12 protein-coding genes are annotated in these 12955 nt (G+C 65.2%); 3 read left to right on the top strand and 9 right to left on the bottom strand.

Annotated elements, in window-relative coordinates:
- Nucleotides 1–70: 70 nt before the first annotated feature.
- A complete protein-coding gene (locus AC6CHP_RS03840) occupies nucleotides 71–1402 on the top strand; it encodes an AI-2E family transporter (protein ID WP_188727900.1) in 1332 nt (443 codons plus the stop codon).
- Between the two features lie 74 nt (nucleotides 1403–1476).
- On the opposite strand, the gene AC6CHP_RS03835 is transcribed toward AC6CHP_RS03840, so the two are convergent.
- Complete coding sequence (locus tag AC6CHP_RS03835) at nucleotides 1477–2277, bottom strand: alpha/beta hydrolase (RefSeq protein ID WP_188727898.1); 801 nt, start codon at nucleotides 2275–2277, stop codon at nucleotides 1477–1479.
- A gap of 42 nt (nucleotides 2278–2319) precedes the next feature.
- Nucleotides 2320–2676 carry an Rv1322 family protein gene (locus AC6CHP_RS03830; protein ID WP_066277065.1) on the bottom strand — a complete coding sequence of 119 codons (357 nt, stop codon included), beginning with the start codon at nucleotides 2674–2676 and terminating at the stop codon, nucleotides 2320–2322.
- 104 nt (nucleotides 2677–2780) lie between these two features.
- Here AC6CHP_RS03830 and nucS point away from each other — a divergent pair, with 104 nt between their 5' ends.
- Together nucS and AC6CHP_RS03820 are read left to right on the top strand one after the other, a co-directional pair.
- A complete protein-coding gene (gene nucS, locus AC6CHP_RS03825) occupies nucleotides 2781–3476 on the top strand; it encodes an endonuclease NucS (protein WP_188727896.1) in 696 nt (231 codons plus the stop codon).
- 302 nt (nucleotides 3477–3778) lie between these two features.
- A complete protein-coding gene (locus AC6CHP_RS03820; protein WP_011692441.1) occupies nucleotides 3779–3982 on the top strand; it encodes a cold-shock protein in 204 nt (67 codons plus the stop codon).
- A 166-nt stretch (nucleotides 3983–4148) separates the two neighbouring features.
- On the opposite strand, the gene AC6CHP_RS03815 is transcribed toward AC6CHP_RS03820, so the two are convergent.
- The 7 genes from AC6CHP_RS03815 to atpA form a co-directional block, all read right to left on the bottom strand.
- Nucleotides 4149–6734, bottom strand: coding sequence for a DUF2156 domain-containing protein (locus AC6CHP_RS03815; protein WP_229675217.1), 2586 nt, complete (start codon nucleotides 6732–6734; stop codon nucleotides 4149–4151).
- Nucleotides 6731–8041, bottom strand: coding sequence for an alpha/beta hydrolase (locus tag AC6CHP_RS03810; RefSeq protein ID WP_498228237.1), 1311 nt, complete (start codon nucleotides 8039–8041; stop codon nucleotides 6731–6733). Before AC6CHP_RS03810 ends, AC6CHP_RS03815 begins: the two co-directional genes overlap by 4 nt.
- Before the next feature lie 5 nt (nucleotides 8042–8046).
- Nucleotides 8047–8478 (bottom strand): DUF2550 domain-containing protein, encoded by a 432-nt coding sequence (locus AC6CHP_RS03805; protein WP_188727892.1) that lies wholly within the window; start codon nucleotides 8476–8478, stop codon nucleotides 8047–8049.
- A gap of 10 nt (nucleotides 8479–8488) precedes the next feature.
- Entirely contained in the window at nucleotides 8489–8773 is a 285-nt protein-coding gene (locus AC6CHP_RS03800; protein WP_018760117.1) for a F0F1 ATP synthase subunit epsilon, read from the bottom strand.
- A gap of 1 nt (nucleotide 8774) precedes the next feature.
- Nucleotides 8775–10229: a F0F1 ATP synthase subunit beta gene (gene atpD / locus AC6CHP_RS03795; RefSeq protein ID WP_104184908.1), complete on the bottom strand. Its 1455-nt coding sequence runs from the start codon at nucleotides 10227–10229 to the stop codon at nucleotides 8775–8777.
- A gap of 83 nt (nucleotides 10230–10312) precedes the next feature.
- Nucleotides 10313–11203 (bottom strand): F0F1 ATP synthase subunit gamma, encoded by an 891-nt coding sequence (locus AC6CHP_RS03790; RefSeq protein WP_104184909.1) that lies wholly within the window; start codon nucleotides 11201–11203, stop codon nucleotides 10313–10315.
- Nucleotides 11204–11276: 73 nt separating this feature from the next.
- Nucleotides 11277–12914 (bottom strand): F0F1 ATP synthase subunit alpha, encoded by a 1638-nt coding sequence (gene atpA, locus AC6CHP_RS03785; protein ID WP_188727890.1) that lies wholly within the window; start codon nucleotides 12912–12914, stop codon nucleotides 11277–11279.
- Nucleotides 12915–12955 lie beyond the last annotated feature (41 nt).

The raw sequence follows: 12955 nt of genomic DNA, 5'->3' as shown, positions 1-12955 counted from the left end.
TAGTGTTTGCGATGATCATCACACCGGCCCGCCCATGCGGCGCCATGTACGGAACAGGCCCCAAAAACCAGTGACTGACAAGACGGACGAATCCTCCGCGGCACCAGAGAACCCGGGGGGCACGCAGCCGCCGGCAGCCGCTCCGCCTGGTCCTGGAAAAGGGCCTGGAAAAGGGCCTGGAACTGTCCGCCGGAAGAGGCCCGCCGCGGCTGCACTCGGGATGCTGGCCCAGCGGCTGCGGCAGCCTTTGCCGGGCGCCCAGCCACGTCTTCGGTTCGAGATGCCGCCGGAGTACACGCGGCAGGACGGGGACGGCGGAGGCGACAGCGGGGTGCAGCCCCAGTTCGGCAGTCCGGGCCCCCGAATTTCGCCACAGCACCCCCTGTATCTGGGCTTTATGGGAACCGTGGGCGTTGGGCTTGCACTGCTGGTCTACTGGATCGGCTCCAACACCACGCAACTGCTCCTGTGGATCGTTGCGGCGCTGTTCATCGCGCTGGGCCTTGAACCTGTCGTCAGTTGGCTGGAAGGCCGGAAAATCCCCCGTCCCGCCGGGATCCTGGTGTCCGTCACGGTACTGGTGAGCGCCGTCGTCGGCTTCTTCGCCACCCTTATCCCCACCATCGTCGAACAGGTCACGCAGATCGTCGAGCAGGCGCCGGTGTGGATCCGGGACTTCATCGATTCCGAGTTCTTCCGCAGCCTGGACGACCAGTTCGGTGTTCGCGACCGCGTCACGGAAGAGCTGGACAAGTTCGTGAACGACCCCGCGGCAATGGGCGGAATCTTTGGCGGCGTTGTCGGCTTTGGTTCCACCGTGGCCAACGGACTTTTCGGCACCCTGATCGTGCTGGTGCTGAGCCTGTACTTCCTTGCTGCCCTGCCCGCGATGAAGAAGTGGGGCTACCGGCTTGCGCCGCGGTCCCGGCGGCACCGTGTGGAGGCCCTGTCCGAGGAAATTACCCGATCGGTGGGCAACTACGTGATCGGGCAGGCGGTGGTTGCCCTCCTGAACGCCACCTTTGCCTTCATCGTGATGTCAATCGTGGGAATACCCTTCGCCCTGCTGCTGGCCTTCGTGGTGGCGCTGCTCGCCTTCATTCCGCTGGTGGGCGGAATGATTGCCGGGGTCGTGGTGCTGCTGGTCTCGCTTACGGAGGGCTGGCAGACCGCGGCCATCTACGGAATCTGCTACTTCTCCTACCTGCAGTTCGAGGCCTACTTCATCTCCCCGCGCATCATGCAGAAGGCCGTGGCCGTTCCCGGCGCCGTGGCTGTTATCTCGGTCATCGCCGGCGGCAGCCTGCTGGGGGTCCTCGGCGCCCTCATCGCCATTCCCACGGCGGCTGCTGTCCTGCTGCTGGTCAGGGAGATCTACATCGTCCGCCAGGACCAGCACTAACGCAGGAGCAGCACCACGGCAGGTCCAGCACCGGGCCGCCGCTGTGGGGCCGAACCGCGGCGGAACCAGGGATCCTAGGCGGAGGCTGTGGCGACGGGCCCGTCCCATTCCTGCGGCAGTCCCGCAGCGCCTGATCCTGCTTCGCTGACCTCATCCACGATTTCATTGAGGACCCGGGCAGCATACTTCTCCCCCACCCACAGGTGTTTGGCACCGTCCACGCCCACCACGCGGGCCTGCGGCACCAGGCTGAAGCGTTCGGCCGCCTCGGCAGGCTTGAGGAAGTCGTCGTGCTCCGGCACCAGGACCGCGAGCGGCTTTCCGGATGCCGCCCACTGCAACAGGTCCTTGTCCTTGGCCCGGTGCAGCGGCGGCGAGAGCAGGACTGCCCCCTCGACCTGGGACGCCACCGGCTCCACGGCCCCGTACATCAGGGCGAGTTCCGTGCCGAAGGACCACCCGACCAGCCAGCGGTTGGGCAGGCCGCGTTCGACGGCGAAGCGGACCGCGGCCTCCATGTCATGGCGCTCCCCTACCCCCTCGTCGAAGGCCCCGCTGCTGGTTCCGTGCGGGGATGCGGTTCCGCGGGTGTTGAACCGCAGCACGGCGATGCCGGCGAGCGCAGGCAGCCGGTAGGAAGCCTTGCGGTAGACATGCGAGTCCATGAACCCGCCGTGCGTTGGAAGGGGGTGCAGGGTGATCAACGTGGCATTCACGGGGCCGGATTCCGGCAGCGCCAGCTCGGCCACCAGTGTGTGCCCGTCTTCCGTATCCAGCTTCACCAGCTCGCGCTTGGCGGGCAGCACGGTGGAGGCACGGATGGGAGTGGGGCCTGGGCCCTGGCGGAATTCGTACGACGCCGGATCAAAAGTCATGCCTGCCAGCTTAGCGACAGCGGGCGCATCTTTGCCCTCAGGTCAGCGGTAGCGGTAACTGCGTGACATCCAGCAGTTGGTGTGCCAGTGCCGGCGCTCGGCCAGTCCGGCGGCAGCGCCGAACAGGTGGTCATCCTTCCAGACCACCAGGTGGGCCACACCGGGCGGCACGGCGGTGGAGCACTCGGGGCAGATATAGGTCTTTTCGGCGTTCCTGGCGGTCATGGTGCGCACCATCCACTCGCCGTCAGGGGCGCTTTCCCGCCGTGCAATCCCGGCACGCGCCCGTTCCAGGTCCAGCTCGGGCACCTCCCGGCTGCCCTTCTTTCCGGCGCCCGCCCTTCCGGACACGGAACCCTTTCCGGACACTGGGCGGCGGGGTCGGTTGGAGCGCGGCATGCATCCATTCTGCCCCAGCCGCCGTGCGGTTTCCTGCGGGCAGACCCCGGTGCGGTGGCCACCCCCTGCCAACTGCGTGCGCGGCAGACGGTAGTCTGTACGGCGTGCGACTTGTCATAGCCCGATGCTCCGTTGATTATGTTGGCCGGCTCAAAGCCCACCTCCCGCTTGCCACCAGGCTCCTGCTGGTGAAGGCCGATGGCTCCGTCCTGGTCCATTCAGACGGCGGTTCCTACAAGCCGCTCAACTGGATGAGCCCACCGGCCACCCTCAGGGTCTCCTCCCCGGAGGACGTGGATCTTGAGCTGGGGGTGATGGAGCAGTGGACAGTGCAGTCAGCCAAGACCGATGACCGGCTCATCATCAACATCCATGAAAAGCTCGATGAGTCGTCCCACGATCTCGGCGTGGACCCCGGGCTCATCAAGGATGGCGTGGAGGCAGACCTGCAGCGGCTCCTGGCGGAACAGATTGAAACGCTGGGGACGGGATACTCCCTCATCCGCCGTGAATACTTCACGGCCATCGGGCCGGTGGATATCCTGGCGCGCGACGCCGAGGGCGCCACGGTTGCCATTGAGCTGAAGCGGCGCGGCGATATCGACGGCGTTGAGCAACTCACGCGTTACCTTGAGTTGCTCAACCGCGATCCCCTGCTGGCCCCGGTCCGCGGGATTTTCGCGGCCCAGCAGATCAAGCCGCAGGCCAAGGTCCTGGCCAATGACCGGGGCATTGCTTGCATCACGTTGGACTACGACGCCATGCGCGGTGTTGACGACAGTGAGTCCCGGCTTTTCTGACCGTGCGGCCCGGCACTTCGTGGCCCGTTGCAAATGCCCCTGACGTGCGCATTAACCTCCTCTTCGCCCAAAATTTATCCATTTTGAAGCCCAAACCGTTGACCTGCGGGAACGGGCATGAAATTCTTATCTCAGTCTTTGTGTAGGTGTTTTTTCATGCTCGCAAGACATGTTGCGAGCGCGAAGCTCCTGCACCGCCGGTTCCTTTTCCAGGGGCGGCTGACCAGGATTCTTCTCGCGGAGTGACCAAGGCCGGCACGAGGTGTGCCGATCTTAAAAAGTTCCACAATGAGGAGAAATAAATGGCACAGGGAACCGTCAAGTGGTTCAACGCTGAAAAGGGCTTCGGCTTCATTACCCCGGATGATTCGGACGGTGACGTCTTCGTCCACTACTCCGAAATCCAGACCGGCGGCTTCAAGACCCTCGACGAGAACCAGCGCGTTCAGTTCGAAATCGGCCAGGGCGCCAAGGGTCCGCAGGCTACCGGTGTAACGCTGGTCTAGTCTCCGCCCGCCGCCGCACCAGCGGCCGGCAGCGAAAAATGGTCCCCGGCATTTGTGCCGGGGACCATTTTTATGTTCAGTTCCAGAAGCGGGAGTTGCCGGACAAAAGGTGGGGAAAACCCGGACGCCCTTGCGGGAGGAAATTCATCAGTAAATGCTGCGGCATTCACTTTCCTAAACTTCGCACCAAACGCGCGCCCTGCGCAAGCGAAAGCCCGGGGAGGTAGGCGCGGGTCAGTGCCCGGCCAATAGCCGGCAGGTGCAGCGGGTCCTGGTAATAGAGATAGAGTGCGCGGTACTCCGGCTTGAACCTTGATTTGAACGCCGCCAGGGACCGGAAACCGTAGACAGGTTCGAGGGCGTGCCCCACCAGGTCCAGGATTTTCACCAGGTTCTCCGGGCCCGGCTGCCCATCCTCCCTGCCGCCGGGGTTCTCCCCGGCAGGACCGCTTCCCGGCGCTCCTGCCTGCCCCACGGGAACCCGCGCCAGCGGGGAGCCGGACAGGGAGATCACCTCCACCGAACCGCGCAGCTCCAGGACCGCGGAGGCGATCAGGAATTCCATCACCCCGGGAAAACCTTCGGCGCCACGGCGCATGACGTCCAGTGTCCGGCTGACCAGCCGCCCGCCGTCGTAGACGGGAAGCCAGCTGGTGACGCCGTGGACGGTTCCGTTGCCGTCCACGGCGAGGCAGCACAGCACCTCCTCGTCCTCAAGCTCGTCCACACCGCCCAGGGTGAAGCCCATCTCGGGGACAGACTTTCCTGCTGCCCACTCTTCGGACACCTCGCTCAACCGTGACCGGAGCGCCGCCGGCAGCGAGTGGTACGGCCCCCACACGGCACGCACGCCCAGCTTGGCGGCCCGGTTCAGCGCAGTCCGGACGTTCTGCCATTCCTTTCCTTTGAACTCGAGCTCGCGGATCGGCAACCGCGTTTCCTGGGCAACGGCCACCCGGGCAAACCCCTGTTCCTGCAGCGCCGGCCACAGTGTGTCATCGCACGAATACAGCGCCGGAATCAGCGCGTGGCTCCGGCAATAGGCCAGGAATTCCCCGGTAACGCGCTGTTGGGCTTCCTTCGGTCCGAAGGCTCCGCCGAGGGTGAGGGCAACACTGCCGTGCTGCTGGAAGGCGACGGCGCCCTTGCCGTCGGAGCTGAACCAATAGGTGTTGGGTTCCCACAGCGCCATCCACGAGAGCGGACCACCGCCCTGGTGCAGCAGCGACCTGGCCCTGTCCCTGTCCTCCACGCCGGAATCGGTGCCGTGGGCCTTGCCCAGCAGCACCCACCACACTGCCGCCAGCGCGATGACCCAGAACACCGGTCCGGAATAGGCAAACAGCACGGACTCCAGGGCGTTACGGTCAGCGAAAACGCCGCGGTAGTGCTGCGGAATGGGAATGGGGACGTACTGCCTGGCCAGCTCAGCCAGCAGTCCCAGCAACCCGCCGTCGCGCTCCAGCCCTCCTGACCAGAACCAGGCCAGTGCATAGGAGCCGGCCAGGGCAAGCCACGTTCCTCCCGCCACCGCCGCCAGCACCCTGCGGGAGGACGGCGCTGTCTGCACCCGGAACTGCCGCCGGTTAGACCACAGGACCAGCGCCAGCAGCAGCGGCACCACCACAAGGGGAAGCACGTGGGCAAACGCGGAGCCCATCGGCCCGGCATTGGGCACCTGGCTCCTCGAGGGCAACAGGGCGAAGAGGGCAAGGTAGACGGCGGCCAGCGCCGTAACGGCCAACTGGATGGCGATGGCAATGTTCAGGGCAAGGCGGCGGCCGCGGCGCATGCCGTCCGCACAGATCAGCAGCAGGGCTACCGGAACCACCGCCAGGGCAAGCCCGACTGGACCGGCAAAACCGGCCCGGCCCTCTTCCAGGCAGGAAGCCTCCACCGTGGCGCCGCAACTGAACGCCAGCTGGCCAAGCGTCGGCAGCGGATTCAGGAGCACGTCGCGCAGCAGGGCCAGCGGGCCCGTGGGCGCCCGGGCGATCCCGGTCAGGATCGGCCCCACGGCAAAAACGGCGACCGTGAGGGCCAGGAGGTTCCTGGTTTCGCGCCCGGTTGACCGGTGCCGGTGGAGCTGCCCCTGGTCCCCCTGGATCCACCAGCCGGCCAGTAGCCCCAGCACGGCGCCCAGCAGCCCGATCACAGTTTCAGCGTGCCCTACATACAGGACCAGCAGGAGCGAGATGGACAGCACGGCTGTCCGCAGGCGGCGCTGCCACAGGACCGGCAGCCGCGCGCTTCCCGCCAGGCCCGCCGTCAGCAGCGGGGCATACGGGCCAACCAGGACGTCATCGGCCATCCGGTCCAGCCAGCCGTCCCCCACGTATCCCGCAACCTGGGTCACCAGCAGGAACAGCGTGACGGCGGCGAACTGGCCGCCCAGCAGCAGTGCGATGGCCGCCCGCGTTCCCAGCCTGCGCTCGGCGGGGCCCAGGAACACCACGATCATTAGCGCGGCAACAAGGTAGGCCAGCGGATTCGTGGCGAAGAAGAGGCTGGTGAAGAGGGACCACCAGTTGCCGTCCCGGAGCCCCGGCCCGCTGACACCCGCAAGCCCCATCAATTCTTCGGGCGGGCCTGCAGCGAAGCTGCCGGTCACTGCCCCCGCGGCCAGGAAGAGACCGAGCACCGCAAGCGTAAAGGGTGCCGCCTTCACGGCCGACGCCCCGTCCTTGAGGGCGGGCAGCACCACCGTGGACCAGGCAAGGCGGGCAGTCCGCACCTGCTTCTCAGCGGTCACCTGTCCAGCCCCCAGCGTTCGGCCAGGAAGTCGAGGGCATCGGCAATACGCTTCGAGGAGGTATCCCACGAGTGGCCGGTATGCTCCACCTCGTAGGCGCGCACCGTAAAGCCGGCATCCTCCGCGGCAGCGGCCAGGGTACGGAGGTACCCGACGAATTCCGGGTCGTCCTGCCCGGCGGTCAGGTAGAGTCCGCTGCCATCGAAGCGCTGCTCCTTCATGATGGCCAGGGGAGTCTGCCGGACGAAGGCCTCAGGGTCCCCCGGGAAGGACGCCTCGATGGTCTTGTGGCGCTCCTTGGCAATCGCCGGCTCCGCCTCGCCGGAGAAGGACAAAACCGAGGGGAAAAGGTCCGGATGCCTGGTTCCCAGCTGCAGTGCGCAGGTGCCGCCGAAGGAGAACCCTCCGGCCGCCCACCTGCGGTGGTCTGTGTCGACGGCGAGCGTGGACTTTATCCAGTGCGGGACGTCCTGGGAGAGATACGTGTCCGCGCGTGCTATCCGGCTGTCCATGCACATGGTGTTGGCGGACTGTGATCCGTTGGGGTCGGGCACCACCACCACGGGGGCCACTCCCCCGTGCGCGGCGGCGAAGGCGTCCATGTGGGACTGCAGTGCACCACCGGTCAGCCAGTCTGCAGGGCCGCCTGGCTGTCCCGCCACCAGCACCAGCACCGGGAGGGCGGGGCGGTTCTGCGCAAAGTAGGCGGGAGGGAGGTAGATGTAGGCTTCCCGGGTATCCATTCCGGAAACATCGCCCGGGATCACGGACCGGCGCAGCACTCCCCCGGCCGGCATCTCCTCCTGCGCTGTCCAGCCTTGGAGCGTGGCGCCGTCGGGCTCCCCAGGCTGGCGCATCAGCTCCCGCTCCAGCGCGGGGACCCTCGCCAGTGCCGTGCCAAAGAGGTCGCTGACCGTGCGGTTGAGGCCATAGTAGGCATTGATCTGTACCGCCGAGAGAGCCGCGACCAGGAGGACCGCGGCGAATCCGGTTCCGCGGCTCCGCCAGGTGCCGCGGGGCACCCGCAGGACCAGAAGGATGAGGGCGGCGACGGCGGCCACGATCCAGAGCAGCACAGCGTCCGGGATGTTCGCAGTGAAGACCGAGAAGACGTTGATGAGGGCCCAGTGCACGGCCGCGACCAGTGCGAACGCCGCCGCTGCGCCTGCCAGGACCCGGAAGAGCCAGTGCCGGGGGCGGGTGCCGTAAGGAGGCACCAGGAGGTACAGCGCCCCGGCGAGGCCCAGGATGAGGGAAACCCAGAAGACCGGCCCGTCCACGAGCCGGACCTCGAAGAGCCAGTCCACGTCGGCTAGCGCCAGGTGCCCACGCCGATGACCGGACCGGCCTCCAGCCAGGACGAGAGGCCTGTGTAGGCGTCGAATTTCATGGCGAGGCGCAGGTCCTTGCCTTCATACCGCAGTTCCACGATCACGACGTCGGGCTGGACCTTCACGGCCTCGGCCTCCGTGGGTTTGCGGCGGCCCAGCAGTTCAAGGCTGTGGCGCTTGAACTTGTGTTTGGGCCGGACGCTGAGGGAGATCAGGCGGAACCACTCGAGGTCGTTGTCCTGATAACGACAAACCCCCATCTGCCAGCTGTTTCCAGCCATGCAAATGGAGGCGTCCACCGTGCCGAGGGCACGCCGCAGGTTGAAGCGGCGCACCCCCGAAAGGCACAGTGCAAAGATCAGCAATCCAAAAGCGATTGCCATGGCGATGAACGGAAGACTCGATGCGTCCATCAAGGTGATGCTAGCGGATCCCAGCGGTAGCCGAGCCGCCCAGCTGGGCGTTGTCAGCAACGATGACCACGCGGTTGTTGTCCACGGAGAAGAACCCGCCGTCGACGTCTACCGCGATCCGGTCTCCCGATACCGGCTGGATCGCCAGTTCACCCTCGGCCAGGATCGCCAGCAGGGGCGAGTGGCCGGGCAGGATTCCGATTTCACCATCGCTGGTGCGGGCCTTGACCATCTTGGCCGCTCCGGACCACACGAAGTGGTCCGCTGCGACAATCTCAACCTCAAGCTCAGCCATATTACTTGGTCTGTTCCTGGATCTTGGCCCACTGGCGCTCGACGTCGTCGAGGCCGCCGACGTTGAAGAACGCCTGCTCCGCGATGTGGTCGAGGTCGCCGTCGCAGATCGCGGTGAAGCCTTCAACGGTGTCCTTGATGGATACCGTGGAGCCCTCGACGCCGGTGAACTGCTTGGCGGTGTAGGTGTTCTGGGACAGGAACTGCTGGATGCGGCGTGCACGCGACACGACGATCTTGTCCTCTTCGGAGAGTTCATCCACACCGAGGATGGCGATGATGTCCTGGAGTTCCTTGTTCTTCTGCAGGATCTGCTTCACGCGGACAGCCGTGTTGTAGTGGTCCTTGCCGATGTACTGGGGATCCAGGATACGGGACGTTGACGTCAGCGGGTCAACGGCCGGGTACAGACCACGGGAGGCGATTTCACGGGAAAGTTCCGTGGTCGCGTCGAGGTGTGCGAAGGTCGTTGCCGGAGCCGGGTCGGTGTAGTCATCTGCGGGAACGTAGATGGCCTGCATCGAGGTGATGGAGTGGCCCTTGGTGGACGTGATGCGCTCCTGCAGGAGGCCCATCTCGTCTGCCAGGTTGGGCTGGTAGCCCACGGCGGACGGCATGCGGCCGAGGAGGGTGGAAACCTCGGAACCTGCCTGGGTGAAGCGGAAGATGTTGTCGATGAAGAGCAGCACGTCCTGGTTCTGCACATCGCGGAAGTACTCCGCCATGGTCAGCGCGGACAGGGCAACGCGGAGGCGCGTTCCCGGCGGCTCGTCCATCTGGCCGAACACAAGGGCGGTGTCCTTGAGGACGCCCGCCTCTTCCATTTCAACCCAGAGGTCGTTACCTTCACGGGTACGCTCGCCAACGCCGGCGAACACCGAGGTACCACCGAAGTTGCGGGCCACACGGGTGATCATTTCCTGGATCAGAACGGTCTTGCCCACGCCGGCGCCGCCGAAGAGGCCGATCTTTCCACCCTTGATGTACGGGGTGAGGAGGTCGATGACCTTGATGCCGGTTTCCAGCATCTCGGTGGAGCCTTCGAGCGAGGCGAAGTTCGGTGCCTTGCGGTGGATCGGCCAGCGTTCGCTGATGTCCAGTTCCGACTCTGCAACGTCCAGGGGCTGGCCCAGCACGTTGAAGATGTGGCCCTTGACGCCGTCGCCAACGGGTACGGAGATGGGGGCGCCGGTGTCCACTACGTTGGTGCCGCGGACCAGTCCGTCGGTAGCCTGCAGGGAGATGGCGCGAATGAGGTTGTCGCCCAGGTGCAGGGCGGTCTCGAACGTGATGGTCTTGGTTACACCGTTGAGAGTAATCTCGGTGGTGAGGGCATTGTAGATGGACGGGATTGCGTCGGCCGGGAATTCGACGTCGACAACCGGGCCGATTACGCGCGCAATACGGCCGGTGGCACCGGACGTTGCGGCTACGTGTTCGGTAGCAGTGGCAGTCATCTCTCTCACTTCACTCAGTAGATGGCGTGGGTTTAAGTTTATCTTTGGTGGTGCAGGTCCAGCGGAATCCGGCCTGCTGCAGGCTAGGACGCGAGGGCGTCGGCGCCGGCAACAATCTCGGAAAGCTCCTGCGTAATTTCAGCCTGGCGGGCCGTGTTGCGCAGACGCGTGTACTTCTTGATGAGGTCCGTGGCGTTGTCGCCGGCGGACTTCATGGCCCGCTGGCGTGCAGCAAGCTCGGAAGCTGCTGCCTGCAGCATCGCCGCGAAGATGCGCGACTCGATGTAGCGCGGGAGCAGAGCGTCAAGAACGCGCTCGGTTTCCGGCTCGAACTCGTACAGCGGCAACAGGTCCGATTCAGAAGCAGCCTGTTCTTCCACTACTTCCAGGGGAAGCAGGCGGATGACCGTGGGCTCCTGGGTGACCATGGACTTGAAGCGGGTGTAAACCACGTGGATCTCGTCCACGCCGCCCTCTTCGTAGTCGGTCGCGAACTCGGCCAGCAGTGCCTCGCCAATTTCGCGCGCGGTGGTGAACTCAGGCGCATCTGTCCCTCCGGTCCAGACCCGTGCGTATTCACGGTTCCGGAAATCGAAGTAGGCCTGAGCTTTACGTCCAACGACGTAAGTCTTGACTTCCTTGCCTTCTTCGTGGAGCAGCTCGATGAGACCTTCCGCCTGCTTGAGCACGCTGGCCGAGTAGGAACCTGCCAGTCCGCGGTCCGCGGTAATTACCAGGACGGCGGCACGGCGGATCTGCTCCGGCTCGGTGGTCAGCGGGTGGTCGATTTCGCTTTGGCTTGCGACAGCAGAAACGGCGCGCGTGATCGCGTTCGCGTAAGGCAGTGAAGCTGCTACGCGCGCACGGGCCTTGCCGATGCGCGAGGTAGCGATCAGTTCCATCGCCTTGAAGATCTTACGCATCGACGTGGTCGAGCTGATCTTCTGGCGGTAGACCCGGATCTGGGCTCCCATACTTATCCTTTCCTAGCGTTCCGTAGGCCGGGTGTGCCGGGTCCTGTGGACCCGGCACACCCGGCCAATGGAACTAGCGCTTCTGCTTGACGATCTTTTCCTGGTCAACCTGGCCCTCGTCGATGGCGGCATATTCCTCATGCCCCGCACCGACCAGGTGGTTGTCACCCTCGCCAAAGAAGCCCTTCTTGAAGTCGACGATTGCCGACTTGAGAGCTGCCGCGGTGTCATCGTCCAGCACGTTGGTCTGCGCCAGCGTGGTGAGGATCGAGGACTTGTGCGCCAGGTGCTCCAGGAACTCGGACTCGAAGCGGCTGATGTCCTCAACCGGAACGTCGTCCAGGTAGCCGTTGGTGCCGGCCCAGATGGAGACGACCTGGTTCTCGACCGGGAACGGCGAGTACTGGCCCTGCTTCAGCAGCTCCATGAGGCGGGCGCCACGGGTCAGCTGCTGGCGCGATGCGGCGTCCAGGTCCGAGGCGAACATGGCGAATGCCTGCATGTCGCGGTACTGGGCGAGGTCCAGCTTCAACGTGCCGGAGACCTTCTTCATGGACTTCACCTGTGCGGCGCCACCCACGCGGGACACGGACACACCCACGTCAACAGCGGGGCGCTGGTTGGCGTTGAAGAGGTCCGACTGCAGGAAGATCTGGCCGTCGGTGATGGAGATGACGTTGGTCGGGATGTAGGCGGACACGTCGTTCGCCTTGGTCTCGATCAGCGGCAGGCCCGTCATGGAACCGGCACCCAGTTCGTCGGACAGCTTTGCACAACGCTCCAGCAGGCGGGAGTGCAGGTAGAACACGTCGCCCGGGTAGGCTTCGCGGCCCGGCGGGCGGCGGAGCAGCAGGGACACTGCACGGTAGGCCTCGGCCTGCTTGGAGAGGTCATCGAACACGATGAGGACGTGCTTGCCGCCGTACATCCAGTGCTGGCCGATGGCCGAACCGGCGTACGGTGCCAGGTACTTGAAGCCTGCGGGGTCGGATGCCGGAGACGCCACGATGGTGGTGTACTCCAGTGCGCCGTTGTCCTCGAGGGTCTGGCGGATGGCGGCGATGGTCGACGCCTTCTGACCGATGGCCACGTAGATGCAGCGGACCTGCTTGGTCACATCGCCCGAAGCCCAGTTGGCCTTCTGGTTGATGATGGTGTCGATCGCAATGGCCGACTTGCCGGTCTGGCGGTCGCCAATGATGAGCTGGCGCTGGCCGCGGCCGATCGGGATCATGGCGTCGATGGCCTTGAGTCCGGTCTGCATCGGCTCGTGCACAGACTTGCGCTGGGTCACGCCGGGAGCCTGGAGCTCCAGTGCGCGGGTGGTTTCGGCCTTGATCTCGCCGAGGTCGTCGATGGGCATGCCCAGCGGGTCGACAACACGGCCAAGGAAGGCGTCGCCCACGGGAACGGACAGAACCTGTCCGGTGCGGTGGACTTCCTGGCCTTCTTCGATGCCGGTGAAGTCACCGAGGATGATGACGCCGATTTCGCGGACGTCGAGGTTCTGGGCCAGGCCCAGCGTGCCGTCCTCAAAGCGAAGCAGCTCGTTCGCCATGACCGAGGGAAGGCCCTCAACACGGGCGATGCCGTCACCAGCGGTAGATACGCGGCCGACCTCTACGCGTTCTGCGTTTCCGGGTTCGTAGGACGCCGCGAACTCGTTCAGCGCATTACGGACGTCGTCGGCGTTGATGGTCAATTCGGCCATCTGCAGTCCCTGCTCTCCTGTTTTGTGATCACCGTTGCCGA

This window comes from Pseudarthrobacter sp. GQ63 (genome assembly GCF_059758765.1).
Note: the sequence above shows the minus strand (reverse complement) of the source record. Positions and strands in the feature narration are given on the sequence as shown.